Here is a 20,656-nt window from a genome sequence, read left to right on the forward strand (position 1 = left end):
CCTCCTAGCGTCCGCCGTTGGGGTAGAGAACCGGCTTGATGCAATCGTCAAGCTTGGCGGAAAACATGTGATAGGCGTCCGAGATCTCTTCCAGCGGGATCCGGTGGGTGATCAGCGCCTTGGGGTCGATCCGGCCCTCGCGGACATGCTCGATCAGGCGCGGCAGCAGCCGCTTGACCGATGCCTGGTTGGCGCGGATCGTGATGCCCTTGTTCAGCACGTTGCCGATGGGGATCATGTTGCCCGTGGGACCATAGACGCCCACGATGGACACAACCCCGCCCTTCTTGACCGAGTTGATCGCCCAGTGCAGCGCGATGGCCGACCCGGCCTCCAGCTTCATCTTCTTGCCCAGGATCGTGCGGATGGGGCTGCCCGAGGCGTCCCCGCCCACGGCGTCGATGCAGACATCCGCGCCCAGGCCGTCGGTCTGCTTCTTGATGAAGACCGCCATGTCGTCGATGGCCAGGAAGTTGTAAACCTCGGCCGGGGCATAGCGGCGCGCGAAATCCAGCCGGTAATCCAGGTGGTCGATCACGATGACGCGGCCCGCGCCGAACAGCCAGGCGCAGCGCGCGGCCATGATGCCCACGGGTCCCGCGCCGAAGACGACAACGGTGTCGCCCATCTGGATGCCGCCCATCTCGGCCGCCTGATAGCCGGTGGGCACCACGTCGGTCAGCATCACCGCGTCGTCGGGATCCATCCAGTCGGGGATGAGCGCCGGTCCCACGTCGGCATAGGGCACGCGCACGTATTCCGCCTGCCCCCCGTCATAGCCGCCCGCCGTGTGCGAATAGCCATAGATGCCGCCCACCGCCGTGGCCTGGGGGTTGGATTCGTGGCAGTTGCCGAACAGGCCCTGCTTGCAGAAATGGCACTGGCCGCAGGCGATGTTGAAGGGCACCAGCACGTGATCGCCGGGCTTGAGGTTCGTGACCTCGGCGCCCACCTCCTCGACGATGCCGCAGAATTCGTGGCCGAAGGTCATGCCGATCCGGGTGTCGGGTACCAGGCCGTGATAAAGATGCAGGTCCGATCCGCAGACGCAGGACCGGGTGACGCGCACGATGGCGTCGCGCGGGTGCTGTATGGCGGGTTCGGGCTTGGAGCTTGCCCGCACGCGGTGCGGTCCCCTGTAATCGGCAGCGAGCACGGTTGATCCTCCTTGCAGACCTGTGGTGCAACTGCGCCGAAGGGAACTGGTTCCGGCCCCGGGGACGGGACCGGGCGCCTTTCAGTTCGTGGCCTGTCCCTGGGCCAGGAAGAAGCGCACCATCTCGGCGCTGGCATCGGGACCCTGCGGGTCGGTGTATGATCCGCCGGGCTTGCCGCCGGACCAAGCATGGCCCAGGCCGTCGATCCGCCAGTGGTCCAGCAGGACGCGGCCATCGGGCAGGGTGGTCGTCTCGCGGGTAAAGCGCCGGGTGCCCGCCGTGCCGGTCTGCTTGTCCAGCATCGTCTGGACCGGCCCGGCGGCCAGCGTGGCCCCGGCGATGCGGTCGCCGTTCAGGGGATGCACGGTGCGGTCGGCGCTGCCGTGAAAGACGATGGTGGGGGTGGGCACGGCGTCCCTTCGGCCCGGGGCCTCGGGCGCGCCCTGGCCGCTCATCGCCGCAAAGGCCGAGGGCACGTCCCTGGCCGCGCCGAAGGGCAGGCCGGAATGGGCGCCCACGGCGGCGAAGACATCGGGATGGGTCTGGCCCAGGATCACCGCCATGGCCGCGCCCGCCGACAGGCCCGCCACGAAGATCCGGTCCCGCGGCACGTCGTGGCGGGATGCCAGATCCAGGGTCATCTGCGCCAGGATCTCGGGCTCGCCCCGGCCCCGGCGCTGGTCGCCGGCGCTGAACCAGTTCCAGCAGGACTGGGCGTTCTCGCCCCGCGACTGGTGGGGATAAAGGGCGACCAGCCGGTGTTCTTCTGCCAAGGCGTTCATGCCCGTGCCGCGTGCGAAATCGGCCGGATCCTGCGTGCAGCCGTGCAGCATGACGACCATGCCCCGGATGCCTTTGTCCGCCGAGGCCGGCACATAGGCCAGGTAATCCCGGCTGCCCGCCGCGCAGGCAAAGCGGTCGGACGTGAGGGTGGCCCCCGGCGGAACGGGATCCGCCGGGGCGCGCGCCGCCGGGGCGGCAAAGGGCGGCTGGAAGCCCGCTTGCTGCCCGGGAAGGCTCAACCCGTGCTGGGCCAGGGTGCGCTGCACCAGGTCGCTTGCGCCGTTCAGGCGCAACTCGCCCATCGCCTGGCGCAGGGCGCCGACGTTGAAGGTCTTCATGGTGTGTCCTTTGCGAAGGGTCAGAGAATACGGTCGGCCAGGGCCTTCTTCAGTTCGGGGCTGGCCTGCAACGCGCCCAGGACCGAGATCGAACCGATCGTGGCCCGCGCCAGTTCCGGCGAAACATCGGGATCGAAGCGCGCGAGGCCCACGACCTTGACATGCAGCACCTCGCCCGCTTTTCGGGCAGCTTCAAGCTCGGCCCGGCCAAAGTCGCGCAGGCCCATGTCCATCATGTGCCGCTGGACCGAGCGGGACAGCACGTCGCGGTGGCTGTCCAGCTGGTTGCGGATCGCCGTGCGGATGAAGTCGCTGCGGTTGGAATAGAACCCTTCCTGCACCAGCAGGTCGATGCGGCCCAGATCGACATAGCCGAGGTTGATGGTGATCTTCTCGGTCTCGGGAACCCTGTCGCGCAGGGGTCGTATCTCTGCCATGGCCATATCTCCATCCGTGTGGATGGTATATGGATGTTTTATTGGATTGAACAAGAGGTTTCTTGAAACGGGATGCGGCCGCGGCGCATCCTGCGCGCCGCGGCCCCGTCCTTACATCCTGCAGGACGATGCGAAGTTGTCCTGGTAGTCCTCGAAGATCGTCTGCACGATGGATGTCGCGAAGCGGCCATCCTCGCGCCGGACCACCTTGGTCAGGTAGAAATCCTGGATCGGGAAGTGATTGTCGCCAAAGCGGAAATCGCCGCGCAGCGAGGTGAAGTCCGCCTGCTTCATCGCCGCCCGCAGCGCCTCGCGGTCGTCCAGCTTGCCGCCGGTGATGCGGATGGCGCTGTCGATCAGCATCGCCGCGTCATAGGCCTGCATCGCGAAGGTCGCGGGAACGCGGTCGTATCTGGCGATGAAGGCATCGGTGAATTCGGCGGTCTGGGGGGTGTCCAGATCGGGCGCCCAGTTCGACCCGGCCAGGAAGTCCAGCGCGTCGGCGCCCTGCGCGGGCAGGGTGGATTCGTCAACCGTGAAGGCCGACAGGAACGGGATCGAATCCAGCCCCGCCTGCCGGTACTGCTTGACGAAGTTCACGCCCATGCCGCCCGGCATGAAGGCATAGACCGCATCCGGCTGGAAGGCCGCGATCTGCGCCAGTTCGGCCGAAAAGTCCAGCTGGCCCAGCGGCACGAACAGTTCCGAGGCGACATTGCCGCCATAGCTGTGCTTGAAGCCCGCCATGGCGTCCTTGCCGGCCTGATAGTTCGGCGTGATCAGCACCACATTGCCGTAACCCTGGTCCTGCGCGTACTTGCCCGACACCTCGTGGATCTGGTCGTTCTGGTACGAGGTCACGAACAGATCCGGGTTGCATTCCGTCCCCGCCAGGCTGGAAGTGCCGGCATTGGTCGAAACCATGATCGCGCCGCCCTGCGTCACCGGCTGCAGGATTGCGTAAAGCACGTTGGAAAAGATCGGGCCGACCACGAAATCCACCTGGTCGCGTTCCACCATCTCGCGCGCGCGGGCAACGGCCACGTCGGGCTTCTGTTCGTCGTCGATGACGATGATCTCGGCCTCCAGCCCGCCGAAGCGGTTGCCCAGCTTCTCGGCGGCCATCAGGAAGCCGTCGCGCGATTGCTCGCCAAGAACGGCGGCGGGACCGGACAGCGTGTAAAGCAGGCCGATGCGGACCTTGCCGTCGGTGCTGGCGGCCTGAAGGGGCAGGGCACCGGCGAAAGCCAGCGCCGCAGCCAGTGCGAACGTCTTTTTCATTCTTGCGTTTCCCTGTCGGTCTTTGCGGATCATTGGGCGGGCGGCGGCAGGAAATCCACCTGGTGCAGCGCGGAAAGGCGGACCACCTCGACCGGGTCGGCAAGGCTGTCGATGGCCACGAACAGATCCCACAGGTTCCCCGTGGGCGACACCCAGAACAGGCAGGTCGCCTCCTGTCCCGAGCGGTTGAAGATCCCGTGCGGCACGTTCTGCGGCAACCGCACCAGGTCGCCGGGCCTGGCCTTGACCGGGGCCGCGCCGTCCAGTTCCGCTTCCAGTTCGCCCGTCAGGACATAGACGAATTCGTCCTGCGTGGTGTGGATGTGATGGGGCACGAAGGTGCCGTCCGGAAAGGTCGCGTGCCACGACATCGAGGTGTCGCAGCGGTGCTTGGGCACATAGGTCTGGCCCAGGACATTCCAGCTGGCATCGTCCACGGATGCCTCGCGCGTGGTCACGCCCGCCGTCATCAGTTCCATTCTTCTTCTCCTTGGTTGAAAAAACAGGGTTCAGGCCCGGCGCAGGCGCGTCTGGTCCTGCGAAAAGCCCGCGGTCGCGGCATAGCCGCGCACGATCGCCTGGCGTTCTTCCGGCGTGATGACCGCATCCAGGTCGTCAAAGCCATCGGGGGCGCGGCGCTCGACCTCGTCGATGACGCCCTCGGGACCGCCCTTGCGGTTCAGCGCGACGACCCGGGCCACAAGCGGGCGGCGGGCGGCATCATAGGCGGCAAGCGCCCCGGGAACATCGCCGCCCCGCGCCAGCAGATCGGCCAGCGCGCGGGCGTCCAGGATCGCCTGGCTGGCCCCGTTCGAGCCGACCGGATACATCGGATGGGCGGCATCGCCCAGCAGGGTGACGCGGCCCCGGCTCCAGAAGGGCAGGGGATCGCGGTCGCACATCGGGTATTCGAAGAATTCCGGCGTCGCGGCCACCAGCGCCTCCAGGTCGATCACGTCCGTGTCGAAGGCGCGGACATGGGGCATCAGCTCGTCCAGCGTGCCGCGGCGGTTCCAGTCCTCGCGCGCGGGGGGGCGTGCGCCCTCGGACGCCGCGCGATAGCAGACCACCCAGTTCATCAGCACCGTGCCCGGACGGCTGCCCGGCGCGATCGGATACAGGACCAGCTTGTAGACGAAGCCCCCCGCCACGACCATCGTCCGGCCATCGGCGAAGGCGGGCCATTCGACGGCGCCGCGCCACATCATCACCCCGTTCCACCTCAGCCCGGCCTCGTCCGGGTGCATCTGCGCGCGGATCCGCGAATGGACGCCGTCCGCGCCGATCAGCACGTCGCCCTGCGCGGTGCCCCCATCTTCGAGGCAGAGCGTGACGCCCCCGCCGTCCTGCGAAAACCCGGTGGCGCGCCGGCCCGGCAGGATCGCCCCGCCGCCCAGCCGGTCCAGCACCGCTTCGTGCAGCATCGAATGCAGCCGCCCCCGGTGGATCGAGAATTGCGGCACGTCGTGTCCCGCCTCGACCCCGCGCGGCTCGCGCCAGATTTCCTGCCCCTGGCGGTTCATGTAGAACAGGCCGCTGGTGCGGATGGCGATGCGGTCCAGCGTCGGCAAGAGGCCCAGTTCGGCCAGTTCGCGGATCGCATGGGGCAGGATGTTGATGCCGACGCCCAGTTCGCGGATCGTGGGCGCGGCTTCGTATAACTGGCAGTCGATGCCGCGTTCATGCAGCATCAGCGCCGTGGTCAGGCCGCCGATCCCGGCGCCTGCAATCATGACCTTCATGGTGAACCTTCCTGTGGCACTGCCGGTTTCGTCCGGCTTGGGACCATTGACCGCGCCGGTCCGCCCGCGCGCCATCGCCGCAGCGCCACGACATCGCCGCAGCGCCAGGGGATGCAGAAAACGGACTTGCTGCACAAATTTTAGGACTAAAGTATTCCGGTCCGCATCCGGCGCTTGCCAGCCGTCCGGTTTGCACGTCCGATGGCGCGGCGAACATGCGTGGTGAGGTGTCATGGACCAGCGGCAATTCTGGCGGCGTTCCGATTCGCTGGAGGAATTCGAGGCGACGATGTCCGGCCTGCTGCGGCCCTGCCGGGTCGAGGGGCGCGCCCGCACCCGATACCGAACCGAGGTCCTGCATGGCAGGCTGGATCGTGTCGGCCTGACCAGCGTGTCGCTGGGCGGACCGGCGCAGGTGCGCGTGTCGGCGGAAAAGGGCATATCGCTGTTGCAGGTTCCGCTGCGCGGCGGGTTCGCGGCGACCGACCGGCGCGGCGCGACGCGGCACTTCAGCCAGGGCGCGGCGGCCCAGATCGTGGCGCCCGACGCGCCGGTCCTGCTGGAATTCCAACCCGGCACCCGGATGCTGATCGTCGATCTGGGACCGCAACAGCTGGAAGCCATGGGCGGGGCCGCGCTGTTCTCGCGCATCGCGCGCGACCGTCCCGCCGTGGCGCTGACAAGCGGGGCCGCCGCGCGGATGCTGCGCCTGCTGACCTTCCTTTTGGCCGAGATCGAGATGCAGCAGGCGGATGCCCCCGCGGATGCCGCGATCGAGGCCGCGATGGAACAGGCCCTGGTCGCGGTGATCGGGGCGATGCTGGACGGGGGGCGCGCCGACCTGCGCCCGGCCGCTGCCGATCCCGGTCCCGACATGCTGCGCCGGGCCGAGGCCTTCATGGCGGCGCATCTGGATCTGGACCTGACGCCCGCGCGGATTGCAGAGGCCGCGGGAACCAGCCTGCGCAGCCTGCACCGCGCCTTTCGCGTTCATCGCGGGACCACGCCGCTGACGGCCCTGAAGGCCATGCGCCTTGACCGCGCCCGCGCCGAGATCGAGGCCGGGCGGATCGGCGGCGATGGCCTGACCGGCCTGGCGATGCGCTGCGGCTTTGGCCACATGGGCCTGTTCGCGGCCGATTACCGGCAGCGATTCGGGGTGCTGCCGTCGCGGATGGCGCAGGGCAGACAGCGCGGCGGTTTATTTCAGGACTAAAGCAACGCCTTGCGTCACTTCCGGTGATTGCCTGGAAACCACGCAGTTTCCCAAGCAAATGCATCCGCATTGCTGCATGGATGAACAATCCCTTCCGCCAACCAGATTTTTCTTGCGCGGTGGAAGCTTTACGTATGAAATTGTTTGTAACGATAAAACGACAAGGCCCCCAACAGGAGCTTGCCCGGATGCGCCTTCTGGCCCTTTCCGCCGCGCCGACGCCGTGCGTCGCGCCGGCTGTCCTTGCAGACGATCCCGTCACGATCGGCGTCCTGCTGACGCTGTCCGGCCCGCCCGCCGTGCTGGGCGAACATGCCCGCGACGGCGTGCTGCTGGCCCGAAAGGCGCTTGGCGGCAAGGTCGGCGGGCGCGAGGCCCGGATCATCGTCATCGACGACGAAGGCAAGCCCGACGCACCTCGGTCGTCGAGAAGGTCTTCACCGCAGCCGCCGACCGCCATGTCGGCGAATGCCCGATGAAATGACGCCCCGTCGCGGGCGGCGGGGCTGACTGCCGGACCCTTTGCCGGATCGGCGCGCCCCCCAAACGTCTTGGCAAGGACGAAAGATGTTCAACCTTTTCCTTCTGCAACTGCTGAACGGCGCCCAGTTCGGGATCCTGCTGTTCCTTGTCGCCGCCGGCCTGACGCTGGTGTTCGGCATCATGGACTTCATCAACCTGGCGCATGGCGTCCTGTACATGGTCGGCGGCTATGTGATGGCCATGATGATGGGCATGACGGGCAATTTCTGGCTGTCGCTGGCGATGGTGCTGCCGATGACGCTGGCCGTCGGGCTGGTGCTGGAACTGCTGGTCTTCCGGCGGCTTTACGACCGATCCCACCTGGACCAGGTGCTGGCGACCTTTGGCCTTGTGCTGGTGCTGTCGGAACTGGTGCGCATCCTGTGGGGATCGGCCCCCTTGTCGGTCGCCATGCCCGAGGTTCTGGCGGGGTCCGTGCCCCTGGCCGGGCCGATGCGCTATCCCGTTTATCGCCTGGCGGTGATCGGCACGGGCCTGGCGGTGGCGCTGTCGCTGTGGTTCGTGATCGCCCGCACCCGCGTCGGCATGTTGCTGCGGGCGGGGGCCGCGAACCGGGCGATGGTTTCGGCCCTGGGCGCGGACATCAACCGGCTGTTCATGCTGGTCTTTGCCGCGGGCGCGATGCTGGCGGGATTTGCCGGGGCCATCGTGTCGCCGATCCTGTCGGTCGATCCGGGCATGGGCGACGGCATCCTGATCCTGACCTTCGTGGTGATCGTGATCGGCGGCGTGGGTTCGGTCAAGGGCGCCTTTTGCGCGGCGCTGCTGGTGGGCATCGTCGATACGCTGGGCCGGATGTTCGGGCCGATCATCCTCAGGACCATGATGGACCCGGCGGCGGCCGCGCAGGCGGGGCGCACCATCGCGCCGATGCTGGTCTATATCCTGATGGCGGCGGTGCTGTTCTGGCGTCCCGCGGGCCTGTTCGGACGGGCGGTGGCGCGATGACCGACCTGACCCAGACCCTTGCCCCCGCGCGTCCCGGCCTTGCCGGGCGGCTGAGGCTGGCCTTGTGCATCTTTGCGGTCCTGGCGGTGGTGCCGCCCCTGGCCCATGCCCTGGACGAGCCGTTCCTGATCGTTGTCGCGACCCGCATGATGGTCTTTGCCATCGCCGCGCTGTCGCTGGACCTGATCCTGGGCTATGGCGCGATGGTGTCCTTTGGCCATGCCGCCTATCTGGGCCTTGGCGCCTATGCGGTGGCGATCCTGTCGCGGGCGGGCATCGACGACCTGGTCCTGCAGCTGCTGGCGGCGATGGCCGCGTCGGCGGTCTTCGCCACCGTCACGGGCGCCATCAGCCTGCGCACGCGGGGCGTTTACTTCATCATGATCACGCTAGCCTTCGGGCAGATGGCGTTCTTCTTCTTCGTGTCGTTCTCGACGCTGGGGGGCGACGACGGGGTGGCGCTGGCGGCGCGGTCCACGGTGCTGGGGATGCCCTTGCTGCAGGACGCGCCCGGCATGTTCTATGCCACGCTGGCGCTGCTGGTGGCGGTCTTTGCAGGACTTTACCGGCTGACGCTGTCGCGGTTCGGCCGGGTGCTGACGGGTACGCGGGAAAGCGCGCTGCGGATGCAGGCCATGGGCTTTCGGCCCTTTCCTTATCAGCTGACCGCCTATGTCATCGCCGGTTGCCTGTGTTCGGTGGCGGGCGTGATGCTGGCCAACCAGGCGATCTATGTCTCGCCCGCCTACATGAGCTGGCACCGCTCGGGCGAGATGATGGTGATGCTGGTCCTGGGCGGCGTGGGCAGCCTGACCGGCGCGATGGCCGGCGCCCTTGTCACCATCGCGCTGGAGGAAGGACTGGCCCGCCTTTCCGAACACTGGCGGCTTGGCTTCGGCCTGATCCTGGTGGGGGTCGCGCTGTTCTCGCCCGGCGGATTGTCCGGGCTGTTGCGCCGTGTCGGCCTGGTGAGGGACGCGAAATGACCGATCCGCTGCTGAGCGTTCAGAACCTGTCCAAGTCCTATGGCGCGCTGAAGGTCACGCAGGACGTGTCGCTGGATGTCCGCGAAGGCCGGGTCCATGCCATCATCGGACCCAACGGCGCGGGCAAGACGACGCTGATTTCCCAGCTGTCGGGCCAGTTGCGCCCCGACAGCGGGCGGGTCGTCTATGCCGGGCAGGACATCACCCGGCTGGACATGGCGGGCCGCGTCCGCCTGGGCCTGGCGCGGTCCTTCCAGCTGACCACCTTGCTGCCCAGCTTCAGCGCGCTGGAAAACGTGGCCCTGGCGGTCCAGGCGCGCGAAGGATCGTCGTTCCGCTTCCTGCGCCCCGCCGCGACCGAACAGGCGCTGAACGACCAGGCGATGGCCTGCCTGGCCGATGTCGGGCTGTCGGACCGGGCGCACAGGCGGGCCGGATCGCTGAGCCACGGCGAAAAGCGCCAGCTGGAACTGGCCATCGCGCTGGCCACGCGCCCGCGCCTGCTGCTGCTGGACGAGCCGCTGGCCGGCACCGGACACGAGGAAGCCGCGCAGCTGGTGGACCTGTTCGCGAAACTGAAGGACCGCGTGACGATGGTGCTGATCGAACATGACATGGATGCGGTCTTCGCGCTGGCCGACACGGTCTCGGTGCTGGTCTATGGCCAGATCGTCGCCAGCGGCAGCCCGTCCGCCGTGCGCGCCGACCCCGCCGTCCGCACCGCCTATCTGGGAGAGGAGGCCGCCCCATGCTGACGGTCGAAGGTTTGCAGGCGTCCTATGGCGACAGCCGGGTGCTGTTCGGGATCGACCTGTCGGTCGCGCGGGGCGAGGTGGTGACGCTGCTGGGCCGCAACGGCATGGGCAAGACGACCACCGTGCGGTCGATCTTCGGCCTGCTGCGGCCGCGCGGCGGGCGGGTCAGCATCGACGGGCGCGACCTGACGGCGGCGGCGCCGCATCTGGTGGCCCGCGCGGGCCTCGGCCTGGTGCCGGAAGGCCGGCAGGTCTTCGCCCCCCTCACGGTCGAGGAAAACCTGATCGCCACCGCCCGCGCGCGCGGCACCGCCAAATGGACGCTGGACAAGGTTTATGCCCTGTTCCCCCGGCTCAAGGAACGCCGCCGCAACATGGGCGACCAGTTGTCGGGCGGCGAACAGCAGATGCTGGCCGTGGGCCGGGCGCTGATGACCAATCCCGCGCTGATCGTCCTGGACGAGGCGACCGAGGGCCTGGCCCCCCTGATCCGCGAGGAAATCTGGTCCTGCCTGCGCCATCTCAAGAACGAGGGCGAGGCGATCCTGGTCATCGACAAGAACGTCGATGCGCTGGTGCGTCTTGCCGACCGCCATGTGGTGATCGAGAAGGGCCGCGTCGTCTGGACCGGATCCACCCCCGACCTGATCGCCACGCCCGAGGTGAAGACCCGCTTCCTGCATGTCTGAACCGGGGCGGGACGGGCCTTGGCCCGTCCGGATACATCATGTCCGAAATATCGAAGTCCAAAACAAAAACGACGAACATCAGGGATCGCCTTCCATGCTTGGCCTCAGCACCCATACGGATACGTTCTGCCGCGACAACCTGCCCCCGGCGGACAGCCAACCCGTCTTTCTTCTGGACCGCTTCGCCTATCCCGAAACGCTGAACGCGGCGGTCGAGCTGACCGACCGCATGGTCGAACGCGGCTTCGGCGACCGGGTGGCGCTGGTGGGCCAGGGCCGCAGCCGCACCTATGCGGAACTGGCCGACTGGACCAGCCGCATCGCCCGCGCCCTGGTCGAGGATTACGGCATCAAGCCCGGCAACCGCATCCTGATCCGGTCCCCCAACACCCCCGCCCTTGTGGCCTGCTGGCTGGGCGCGACCAAGGCCGGGGCCGTTGTGGTGAACACCATGCCCCTGCTGCGGAAAAAGGAACTGTTGCAGCACACCGAAAAGGCCCGGATCGCCCTGGCGCTGTGCGACATGCGGATGCTGGACGAATTGCAGGCCTGCATGGCCGAAAGCGCCTTCCTGCAACGCATCGTTCCCTTCGACGGCACCGCCGCGCTTGACGGCGAACTGGACCGCGCCGCCGCCGCCAAGCCCGCCGGTCCGTTCTGGGTGGACACCGGCCGCGACGACGTGGCGCTTTTGGGCTTCACCTCGGGTTCCACGGGGGTGCCCAAGGCCACGATGCATTTCCACCGCGACCTGCTGATCATCGCCGACGCCTATGCGCGCGAGATCCTGGACGTGCGGCCCGACGACGTGTTCGTGGGATCCCCGCCGCTGGCCTTCACCTTCGGGCTTGGCGGGTTGGCGGTCTTTCCGCTGCGCTTCGGCGCCTGCGCCGTGCTGCTGGAAAAGGCCGCGCCCGCCGACCTGATCGGCATCATCCAGTCGCACAAGGCGACGATCTGCTTTACCGCGCCCACGGCCTATCGCGCGATGCTGGCCGCGATGGAGGACGGCGCCGACCTGTCGTCCCTGCGCTGCGCCGTGTCCGCGGGCGAGACCCTGCCCGCGCCGGTCTTCAATGCCTGGATCGAAAGGACCGGCCGCCCGATGCTGGACGGGATCGGCGGAACCGAGATGCTGCACATCTACATCTCGAACCGCCTGGGCGACGCGCGCCCCGGCGTGACCGGCAAGCCGCTGACGGGATACGAGGCCAAGGTGGTCGATGACGCCATGAACGAGGTGCCGCGCGGCACGCCCGGCCATCTGGCGGTGCGCGGGCCGGTGGGCTGCCGCTATCTGGACGACGACCGGCAGGCGCATTATGTCCGCGACGGCTGGAACCTGCCGGGCGACACCTTCATCCAGGACCAGGACGGCTATTTCCGCTTTGCCGCGCGGTCCGACGACATGATCGTGTCGGCCGGCTACAACATCGCCGGTCCCGAGGTAGAGGCCGCCCTGCTGGCCCATCCCGATGTCGCCGAATGCGGCGTCGTGGGCGCGGCGGACGAGGCGCGCGGCATCATCGTGCAGGCCCATGTCGTGCTGCGCCCCGGCGTGACGGCCTGCGACGACAAGGCCAGGGAATTGCAGGACTTCGTCAAGCGCACCATCGCGCCCTACAAGTACCCCCGTTCGGTCGTCTTTGCCGACACCCTGCCCAAGACCGAAAGCGGCAAGATCCAGCGGTTCCGGCTGAAGCAGGGGATGGCCGTGCAATGATGCACGCGATCGCAGACTGGAACGCGGTTTACGACAACGCGCCCGCCATTCCCGATGGCGCTTCCTGGCCGGGCCGCTGGATCGAACCGGCCCGCGCCTTCCGCGAGTCCATGGGGGACCGCGCCCGGACGGGCATCCCCTACGGGCCGGGCGACCGGAACCGGCTGGATCTGTTCCTGCCGCAGGACAGGCCCAAGGGACTGGTGGTCTTTGTCCATGGCGGCTTCTGGATGGCGCTGGACCGCAGCTTCTGGTCGCATCTGGCGCAAGGCCCGCTGGCGCATGGACATGCCGTGGCGATCCCCGAATACGGCCTGTGCCCCGACATCCGCATCGCGGGCATAACGGCCGAGATCGGCGCGGCCATCACCACGGCGGCGGATCTGGTGGAAGGTCCGATCCGGCTGGCCGGGCATTCGGCAGGAGGGCACCTGGTCAGCCGCATGGTCAGCCACACCTCTCCGCTGTCCGGCGCGGTGCGGGGGCGGGTCGCGGGGGTGGTCTCGATCTCGGGCCTGCACGACCTGCGCCCGCTGCGCCGGACATGGCGGCAAGACACCCTGCGGATCGACGAGGCCGAGGCGCGTGCCGAAAGCCCCGCCCTGCTGGAGCCATTGCCCGGCACGTGCATCACCTGCTGGGTGGGGGCGTCCGAAACCTCGGAATTCCGGCGCCAGAACGCGCTGCTGGCCAACATCTGGCGCGGCCTGGGCGCCGCCACCGATTGCGTCGAGGAACCGGACCGCCACCATTTCAACGTCGTGGACGGACTGGCAAGGGCCGATCACCCGATGCTGACGGCCCTGCTGGGATCCGCGGGGTGCCGTTGCGGGTGATCGCCCCGTTGCGGTGCGTGCGAGCACGCACCCTACGGCCCGCGTGTTTGCAAGCGCGGCGTTGATGATCTACTCCGTCACAAGGGATTGCCTGCATCGGGGTGCCATCGGAATGACGGAACGGGCAACAGCGGCGGACAAGGTCCGGGACCACGACTTTCGCGACGACATCCTTGCCGTCGCCGACAATCCGGCGGTGCCGACGATGCTGGAAACGGTGTGCCTGGCGACCGGCCTGCGCTTTGCCGCCATCGCGCGCGTCAACGACGAACGCTGGATCACCTGCAGCGTCGCGGATGCCCTGGATTTCGGCCTCGGGCCGGGGGACGAGCTGGTGGTGGAATCCACGCTCTGCCACGAGGTCCGGCAGCAGCAGGCGGAAATCGTCATCAACGACGCGCAATGCGACGACGCGTATCGCGACCACCGCACGCCCAGGCTTTACGGGTTCCGCAGCTATCTGTCGGTGCCGATCTTGCGCCCGGACGGCAGCTTCTTCGGCACGCTCTGCGCGCTTGACCCGGAACCCAACCGGCTGGACGACCCGCGCATCCTGGACATGGCGCGCATGTTCGCCAGGATGGTCGGCGACACGCTGCAAGTGCAGGACCGGCTGAAGGAAACGCAGGGGGAACTGGCCCGGGAACGCCGCCTTGCGCTGGTGCAGGAAGAATTCATGGCGATCCTGGCGCATGACCTGCGCAATCCCGTCGGCGCCATCGGCGCCGGCCTGCGGATGCTGTCGCGGATGGATCAGGACCCCCCGGCCACCGAACTGATCGTCATGATGGAGGCGACCGTCCAGCGCATGGCCAGCCTGGTGAACAACCTGATGGACCACGCCCGCAACCGTCTGGGCGGCGGCATCGTCCTGGACCGCAGCCGCGACGGCACGCTGGGCAATGCGCTGCGCCTGATCGTCGCCGAATTCCGCGCCATTGCCCCCGGCCGGCGGATCAACGCGGTTATCGACATTCCCCATCCGGTCAGTTGCGACCGGGCGCGGATCGCGCAACTGCTGTCGAACCTGCTGGGCAACGCCGTCGCCCATGGCGCCGAGGACCGGCCCATCGACGTGTCCGCCCAGGTATCGGACGGCATCTTCCGCCTGCACGTCGCCAACGAGGGCAAGCCGATCCCCCCGGACCAGATCCCCGCCCTGTTCGCGCCCTTCAACAAGGGCAGCACCCCCCGGCGCGAGGGGCTTGGCCTTGGCCTCTACATCGCGGCGGAAATCGCCAGGGCGCATGGCGGCAGCATGGCGGTCAGCTCGGACGCGGCCCGGACGGTCTTCACGTTCGAGATGCCCTGCGGATAAGGGCGCGCTTCGCAGCCGTCATGGCAAGCAAGACGGTGGGCGCCCGGGTCGATGACCGGGATCATGCGCCCGGGACCACCAGGGGCAAACCGTCCGTCCCATCACGGGCATCCCGCGCCGCCGGGCCGGAGGGGCAGGACAGCGGCAGGGACAGGTCCCGCCGCTGTCCGGTTCGCGCCGGGGCGGCCTAGCGGCCGCCCTTGGTCTTGGGGTCATGGGTGTGGTGGCTGTCGCGCACCCCGCCCCCGCCCGAGACATCCGAATCCGGGCCGTTGGTCGGCTCGCCGGGCGCGGGTCCCCGGTTCTCGGTGGGGTCGGGAAGGTCGGGGCGCTGGTGGCTGCTGCCGGGACCGCCGTGATGGCGGTTGGCGGCCTCGGTTTTCTTCGACGTGGACATCGGGTTACCTGTCCTGCTGGTGGCCTTGGTTGGTGGTGTTCTGCTTGATGTTTCCCTGCCGCCCCTGCTGGTCCAGGTTGCGCTGGCGGGGATCGGGGATGGCGTCATCCGTCTGGACGGACCCCTTGGCGGGGTCGCCGGGGCCTTTGGTGCTGCGGTTCGCCGGCGGGACGGGTGGAAGTCGCTGGGACATGATGTTCCTCCTGTAGCAGGGGACTAACCCGCCCGAGGCGCATTTTGTTTCAACGACTGGCCGGAACCCTGTCCCCCGGCACGGGTTCGACGCCAGACCCCGGCCCGGATGCCGCATCGGGACCGGTCCATGACACGAAAAGGAAAACGCCATGACCATTCTTGCCGTCGGTGCCCAAGCCGCCGACCAGCCGCTGGACCGCATGGAGATCACCCGCCGCGACCTGGGCGCCCATGACGTGCGGATCGAGATCATCTATTGCGGCATCTGCCATTCCGACCTGCACCAGGTGCGCAGCGAATGGGCGGGCACGCTGTATCCTTGCGTGCCGGGGCACGAGATCGTGGGCCGCGTGGCCGCCGTGGGCGGCCATGTGACCGGCCACAAGATCGGCGACCTGGTGGGCGTCGGCTGCATCGTCGATAGCTGCCAGCACTGCCCCGATTGCGACGAGGGGCTGGAGAATTACTGCGACGGCATGGTCGGCACCTACAACGGCCCGACCCCCGACGCGCCGGGCCATACGCTGGGCGGGTATTCGCAAGCCATCGTGGTCCACGAACGCTATGTCCTGCGCATCACCCACCCCGAGGAGCAACTGGCCGCCGTGGCCCCGCTGCTGTGTGCGGGGATCACGACATATTCGCCGCTGCGCCACTGGGGCGCGGGTCCGGGCAGGAAGGTGGGCGTGGTGGGCATCGGCGGCCTGGGCCACATGGGCGTGAAGCTCGCCCACGCCATGGGCGCACATGTGGTGGCCTTCACGACCTCGGCGGGCAAGACCCAGGATGCCAAGGCGCTTGGCGCCGACGAGGTGGTGGTGTCCCGCAATCCCGAGGAGATGGCGGCCCACGCGCAAAGCTTCGACCTGATCCTGAACACGGTCGCGGCGCCCCATGATCTCGACTCGTTCCTGGCGCTGCTCAAGCGCGACGGCACCATGGTGCTGGTGGGCGCGCCCGCTACGCCGCACCCCTCGCCCAACGTCTTCAACCTGATCATGCGCCGCCGTTCCCTCGCCGGATCCATGATCGGCGGCATCCCCGAAACGCAGGAGATGCTGGACTTCTGCGCGGAACACGGCATCACCGCCGACATCGAGATGATCCGCGCGGACGAGATCGAGCAGGCTTACGCCCGGATGCTGAAGGGCGACGTGAAATACCGCTTCGTCATGGACATCGCCACGATGGCGGGCTGACACGGGGGGCGGCGATCTGCCGCCGCCCCACGCCGCAGGATGCCCCGGGCAGGCCCCGGGCGTCATTCCTGCGCGCGCAGCACCCGGGCCGGGCGGGCGGACAGCGGGCGCAGCGCGAAGACCAGGCCCGCCGCCAGGGTTGCGCCGATCCCGCCCGCGATGATGGCCAAGGCCGATCCCGGGGCAGGGCGATAGTCCATTTCCATCACCTGCGTCAGGATCGCCCATGACGCCAGGGCGGCCACACCCACCGCGACCAGCCCCGCCGCCGCGCCCATCAGCACCGACCGCAGCGCGAAGCTGGCCAGCACCCGGCCCCGCGTGGCGCCCAGGGTCTTGAGCACCGCCGCCTCGAAGACGCGGGCGCGCTCGCCCGCCGCCGCCGCGCCGATCAGCACGGCAAAGCCGGTCGCCAGCGTCGCCATCGCCGCCATCGAGGTGGCCGATGCCAGCGCCGCCATCGCCTCGGCCACCCGGCCCGCCACCTCGCGCACGGCGACGGCGGTGATGTTGGGATAGGCGTTCGAGATGTCGCGCCCGATCCGCCCCTCGGCCGCCGGGTCGGCATGGACGGTGGCGATATGGGTATGGGGCGCGGCGGCAAGGCTGGCCGCGTCGAAGATCATCACGAAGCCGATCCCGCCGCTGCGGAAGTCCAGTTGCCGGAAGTTTGCGACGGTGGCGGTGATGTCGCGCCCCAGGATGTTGACCGTGATCCGGTCGCCCAAGGCCAGGCCCAGCTCGGCGGCCTCGTCGGCACTGACGCTCACAAGCGGCGGGCCGGCATAGCCGTCCGGCCACCAGTCGCCCGCCGTCAGCACCGTGCCGGGGGGCGGGGTCGCCGCATAGCTGACGCCCCGGTCGCCGCGCAGCACCCAGTGGTCGCCCCATTCGCGGGCCGGGATGCCGTTGATCGCCGTGATGATCCCGCGCAGCGACGGCGCGGTCTCGACCTCGCTTGCGCCCGGATCGGCGGCCAGCCGGTCCAGGAAGCCGGGCAATTGGTCGGGCTGGATGTCGATGAAGAAGAAGGACGGGGCGCGGTCGGGCAGCTCGGCGGCGATGGCGCGGCGCAGGTTGGCGTCGATCTGACCGACGGTGGCCAGGACTGTCAGACCAAGGCCCAGCGACAGGACCACCGCCGCAGCACCCTCCTGCGGGCTGCCGACCGCGCCAAAGGCCAGGCGCAGCGCGGTGCGCCCACGAAGCCAGGGATGGCGCGCCAGCCGCCGCGCCAGCGCGCGCAACCCATGCGCCGCCAGCGCCAGGGCCGCCAGCGCCCCCGCGACCCCTGCCGCAGAGGCGAGCGCCAGGCGCGGGGCCGAGGCCAGCAGGGTGGCCGCCCCGACCAGCGCCGCGACCGCCAGCACCAGCGCCAGCAGGTAAAGCCCGCGCGGGCGGGCGCGCGCGCCGGTCCCGATGCCCCGGAACAGGGCCGCGGCGCGCACCCGTTCCACCCGCGCCAAGGGCAGCAGGATGAAGATCAGCGCGGTCAGCGTGCCATACAGCGCGGCCTCGGCCAGGGGGGCGGGATACAGGGCGAACTGGGCCGGGATCGGCAGGCGCGCCTGCAACAGGGGGGCAGCGGCCAGCGGCACAAGCCCGCCCAAGGCCAGCCCGCCCGCCACCCCCAGCAGGGTCAGCACGCCGATCTGCATCAGATAGACCGCGACGATCGTGCGCCCTTCGGCCCCGAGCGTCTTCAGCGTGGCGATGACGGGTGTCTTGCCGTCCAGATAGCTTTGCACGGCGGACGAGACGCCGACGCCCCCGACCGCCAGCCCCGCCAGCCCGACCAGCACCAGGAAGGACCCCAGCCGGTCCACGAAAGCCTCGACCCCCGGCGCGCCGTTGCGGCTGTCGCGCCAGCGCATCCCCGCGCCGTCGAACCGGGCCTCGGCATCGGCGCGCAGGGCGTCCAGCGTGTCGCCGGGGCGCAGGGTCAGGCGATAGCCGGTCTCGAACAGGGTGCCGGGGGCCAGCAGCCCCGATCCGGCAAGGCCCGCGGTCGGCACGAGCGTGCGCGGGCCAAGCCCGAAGGTGGACCCGAGCGCGTCGGGTTCCCCGACCAGCGCGGCCATCAGGACGAAATCCTGCACGCCCAGCCGGAAACGCTCGCCCACCGCCAGGCCCAACCGGTCGATCAGCAGCGGATCCATCGCGGCACCCGGCAGCCCGTCGCGCCCGGCCAGCACGGCGGCCACGGGCAGGGGCGGATCGAACCGCGCCTGCCCGTAAAGCGGCCAGTTGCCATCGACGCCCTTGACCTGGGTCAGGGCGCGTTCGGCATCCTCGCCCGGGCCGGCCACGGCCATGGACCGGAAATCCACCACCTCGGACACCCGGGCGGCGCGGGCCGCCATCCAGTCCCGTTCCCCGGCATCGGCAAAGCGATAGGTCAGGCGCATCGCCGCGTCGCCCCCCAGCAGCACCGCACCTTCGCGCGCCAGGCCGGTGGCGATGGCGGCGCGGACCGATCCGACCGCCGCGATAGCGCCGACGCCCAGCACCAGGCACAGAAGGAAGATCCAGAACCCCGCCAGCCCGCCGCGCAATTCGCGCCGGGCGATGCGCCAGGCGACGGTCACGACGCGGCCCGGCGGTCGGCCTCGGACCCCTCGATCCGGCCGTCGCGCAGGCGGACCACGCGGTCGCAGCGGGCGGCCAGGTCAGGGGCATGGGTGACAAGAACCAGCGTCGCCTGGTGCCGGTCGCGCAGGTTAAACAGCAGGTCCATGATCACCTGCCCGCTGGCGCCGTCCAGGTTGCCCGTGGGTTCGTCGGCCAGCAGGATCGCGGGGCGCGGCGCGGTGGCGCGGGCCAGGGCCACGCGCTGCTGTTCGCCGCCCGACATCTGCGCGGGATAATGGTCCATCCGCGCGGCCAGGCCCACCGCGCGCAACTCGGTCGCGGCGCGGTCGAAGGCGTCGGGCTGGCCCGCCAGCTCCAGCGGCGTGGCCACGTTTTCCAGCGCGGTCATGGTCGGGATCAGGTGGAAGGACTGGAAGACCACGCCCATCCGGCCCCGGCGGAACCGGGCCAGCGCGTCCTCGTCCAGGGCGGTCAGGTCGTGGCCCAGGGCCTGCACGGTCCCGCCCGTCGCCCGTTCCAGCCCGCCCATCAGCATCAGAAGCGAGGACTTGCCCGACCCCGACGGGCCGACCAGCCCCAGGCTTTCGCCCCGGTGGACATCCATCGAAATGCCCCGCAAGATTTCCACAAGCCCGGCATTGCCTTGCAAGGTCAGGGAAACATCCCTCAGCGACAAAACCGGATCGGTCATGAACATCCTTCCCGAAAGCCTGCCCTTCCTGCCATTTAGGGTCCGCCGCCGTTCCGGCAAGCGGCAATGGCGCGGCATCGTCGCCGCCCTTGCCATGCTGGCCCTGCCCGCCGCCGCCCCCGCCGGGGAACCGCTGCGTGTTGCGGCACTGGGGGATTCGCTGACGCAGGGCTATGGCCTGCCCGCCGACCAGGGGCTGGTGCCGCAGTTGCAGGACTGGCTGCGCAAGGCCGGCCATGACGTGATCGTGATCAACGCGGGCGTCAGCGGCGACACCACGGCGGGGGGATTGTCGCGGCTGGACTGGACGCTGGCCGACAAGCCCGACGCGATGATCGTGGCGCTTGGCGGCAACGACCTGCTGCGCGGCATCGACCCCGCGACCAGCCGCGCCAACCTGGACGCCATCCTGACCCGGCTAAAGGCCGAGGGCGTGCCCGCCATGCTGGTGGGGCTGCCCGCGCCCGGCAACTATGGTCCCGAGTTCCAGCAAGAGTTCGGGACCATGTTCCCCGACCTGGCGCGGAAACATGGCGCGGCGCTGTATCCCGACCTGCTGGCGCCCATCACGCGGCGCCATGCGGCGGGCCAGGGCTATCGCGATCTGGTGCAGGACGACGGCCTGCATCCAAGTGCCGCCGGGGTGGCGGCCATCGTCGCGGCCCTGGGACCGGCCGTGGACGGCTGGCTGAACGACATCACGCCTGCCGGCGATTGATGCGCGCCTTTCCGCCCGGGGTTCACGAAAGTTAACATAAATTACAGTCTCCGGTTGATCTGGCGGGTGACGTAGCGGAATTGATCCCGTAATGTCTGCGCTGTGGCGCCCG

At 69.1% G+C, this 20,656-nt stretch carries 21 protein-coding genes; 11 read left to right on the forward strand and 10 right to left on the reverse strand.

Going from position 1 to position 20,656, the window contains the following annotated elements:
* Window positions 1-4: 4 nt before the first annotated feature.
* From GIY56_RS14940 to GIY56_RS14965, 6 genes are all read right to left on the reverse strand, one after another.
* Window positions 5-1,156, reverse strand: coding sequence for a zinc-dependent alcohol dehydrogenase (locus GIY56_RS14940; protein ID WP_328288571.1), 1,152 nt, complete (start codon window positions 1,154-1,156; stop codon window positions 5-7).
* An 81-nt stretch (window positions 1,157-1,237) separates the two neighbouring features.
* On the reverse strand, window positions 1,238-2,278 hold the full coding sequence (locus GIY56_RS14945; RefSeq protein ID WP_154765661.1) for an extracellular catalytic domain type 1 short-chain-length polyhydroxyalkanoate depolymerase: 1,041 nt from the start codon (window positions 2,276-2,278) through the stop codon (window positions 1,238-1,240).
* 20 nt (window positions 2,279-2,298) lie between these two features.
* Window positions 2,299-2,715 (reverse strand): CopG family transcriptional regulator, encoded by a 417-nt coding sequence (locus tag GIY56_RS14950; protein WP_154765662.1) that lies wholly within the window; start codon window positions 2,713-2,715, stop codon window positions 2,299-2,301.
* Window positions 2,716-2,826: 111 nt separating this feature from the next.
* A complete protein-coding gene (locus tag GIY56_RS14955) occupies window positions 2,827-3,996 on the reverse strand; it encodes an ABC transporter substrate-binding protein (RefSeq protein WP_154765663.1) in 1,170 nt (389 codons plus the stop codon).
* Between the two features lie 29 nt (window positions 3,997-4,025).
* Window positions 4,026-4,475, reverse strand: coding sequence for a cupin domain-containing protein (locus GIY56_RS14960; RefSeq protein WP_154765664.1), 450 nt, complete (start codon window positions 4,473-4,475; stop codon window positions 4,026-4,028).
* A gap of 30 nt (window positions 4,476-4,505) precedes the next feature.
* Window positions 4,506-5,738: a flavin-dependent oxidoreductase gene (locus tag GIY56_RS14965; RefSeq protein WP_154765665.1), complete on the reverse strand. Its 1,233-nt coding sequence runs from the start codon at window positions 5,736-5,738 to the stop codon at window positions 4,506-4,508.
* A 232-nt stretch (window positions 5,739-5,970) separates the two neighbouring features.
* Between GIY56_RS14965 and GIY56_RS14970 the strand changes: the two genes are divergently transcribed.
* The 9 genes from GIY56_RS14970 (at window position 5,971) to GIY56_RS15010 (ending at window position 14,752) form a co-directional block, all read left to right on the forward strand.
* Window positions 5,971-6,954, forward strand: coding sequence for a helix-turn-helix domain-containing protein (locus GIY56_RS14970; RefSeq protein ID WP_154765666.1), 984 nt, complete (start codon window positions 5,971-5,973; stop codon window positions 6,952-6,954).
* A gap of 188 nt (window positions 6,955-7,142) precedes the next feature.
* Window positions 7,143-7,433 (forward strand): ABC transporter substrate-binding protein, encoded by a 291-nt coding sequence (locus GIY56_RS14975; RefSeq protein ID WP_154765667.1) that lies wholly within the window; start codon window positions 7,143-7,145, stop codon window positions 7,431-7,433.
* 88 nt (window positions 7,434-7,521) lie between these two features.
* Window positions 7,522-8,445: a branched-chain amino acid ABC transporter permease gene (locus GIY56_RS14980; protein WP_154765668.1), complete on the forward strand. Its 924-nt coding sequence runs from the start codon at window positions 7,522-7,524 to the stop codon at window positions 8,443-8,445.
* Window positions 8,442-9,431 carry a branched-chain amino acid ABC transporter permease gene (locus GIY56_RS14985; protein ID WP_154765669.1) on the forward strand — a complete coding sequence of 330 codons (990 nt, stop codon included), beginning with the start codon at window positions 8,442-8,444 and terminating at the stop codon, window positions 9,429-9,431. The genes GIY56_RS14980 and GIY56_RS14985 overlap by 4 nt, the downstream gene beginning before the upstream one ends.
* Window positions 9,428-10,186, forward strand: coding sequence for an ABC transporter ATP-binding protein (locus GIY56_RS14990; RefSeq protein ID WP_154765670.1), 759 nt, complete (start codon window positions 9,428-9,430; stop codon window positions 10,184-10,186). The genes GIY56_RS14985 and GIY56_RS14990 overlap by 4 nt, the downstream gene beginning before the upstream one ends.
* Window positions 10,180-10,875, forward strand: coding sequence for an ABC transporter ATP-binding protein (locus GIY56_RS14995; protein WP_154765671.1), 696 nt, complete (start codon window positions 10,180-10,182; stop codon window positions 10,873-10,875). The genes GIY56_RS14990 and GIY56_RS14995 overlap by 7 nt, the downstream gene beginning before the upstream one ends.
* 94 nt (window positions 10,876-10,969) lie before the next feature.
* Complete coding sequence (locus GIY56_RS15000; protein WP_154765672.1) at window positions 10,970-12,598, forward strand: AMP-binding protein; 1,629 nt, start codon at window positions 10,970-10,972, stop codon at window positions 12,596-12,598.
* On the forward strand, window positions 12,598-13,434 hold the full coding sequence (locus GIY56_RS15005) for an alpha/beta hydrolase (protein WP_230312557.1): 837 nt from the start codon (window positions 12,598-12,600) through the stop codon (window positions 13,432-13,434). The genes GIY56_RS15000 and GIY56_RS15005 overlap by 1 nt, the downstream gene beginning before the upstream one ends.
* Before the next feature lie 112 nt (window positions 13,435-13,546).
* Entirely contained in the window at window positions 13,547-14,752 is a 1,206-nt protein-coding gene (locus tag GIY56_RS15010) for a GAF domain-containing sensor histidine kinase (protein WP_154765697.1), read from the forward strand.
* A 187-nt stretch (window positions 14,753-14,939) separates the two neighbouring features.
* On the opposite strand, the gene GIY56_RS15015 is transcribed toward GIY56_RS15010, so the two are convergent.
* Entirely contained in the window at window positions 14,940-15,149 is a 210-nt protein-coding gene (locus GIY56_RS15015) for a hypothetical protein (protein WP_154765674.1), read from the reverse strand.
* Window positions 15,150-15,153: 4 nt separating this feature from the next.
* Window positions 15,154-15,342 carry a hypothetical protein gene (locus GIY56_RS15020; protein WP_154765675.1) on the reverse strand — a complete coding sequence of 63 codons (189 nt, stop codon included), beginning with the start codon at window positions 15,340-15,342 and terminating at the stop codon, window positions 15,154-15,156.
* 151 nt (window positions 15,343-15,493) lie between these two features.
* Between GIY56_RS15020 and GIY56_RS15025 the strand changes: the two genes are divergently transcribed.
* Entirely contained in the window at window positions 15,494-16,543 is a 1,050-nt protein-coding gene (locus GIY56_RS15025) for an NAD(P)-dependent alcohol dehydrogenase (protein WP_154765676.1), read from the forward strand.
* A gap of 62 nt (window positions 16,544-16,605) precedes the next feature.
* On the opposite strand, the gene GIY56_RS15030 is transcribed toward GIY56_RS15025, so the two are convergent.
* Both GIY56_RS15030 and GIY56_RS15035 read right to left on the reverse strand, forming a co-directional pair.
* Window positions 16,606-19,131, reverse strand: coding sequence for an ABC transporter permease (locus GIY56_RS15030; protein WP_328288572.1), 2,526 nt, complete (start codon window positions 19,129-19,131; stop codon window positions 16,606-16,608).
* Window positions 19,128-19,826 (reverse strand): ABC transporter ATP-binding protein, encoded by a 699-nt coding sequence (locus GIY56_RS15035; RefSeq protein ID WP_154765678.1) that lies wholly within the window; start codon window positions 19,824-19,826, stop codon window positions 19,128-19,130. Before GIY56_RS15035 ends, GIY56_RS15030 begins: the two co-directional genes overlap by 4 nt.
* Between GIY56_RS15035 and GIY56_RS15040 the strand changes: the two genes are divergently transcribed.
* On the forward strand, window positions 19,825-20,544 hold the full coding sequence (locus GIY56_RS15040) for an arylesterase (protein WP_154765679.1): 720 nt from the start codon (window positions 19,825-19,827) through the stop codon (window positions 20,542-20,544). The genes GIY56_RS15035 and GIY56_RS15040 overlap by 2 nt on opposite strands.
* Window positions 20,545-20,656 lie beyond the last annotated feature (112 nt).

The sequence above is a fragment of the Paracoccus lichenicola genome, assembly GCF_009708075.1.
GTDB lineage: Bacteria > Pseudomonadota > Alphaproteobacteria > Rhodobacterales > Rhodobacteraceae > Paracoccus > Paracoccus lichenicola.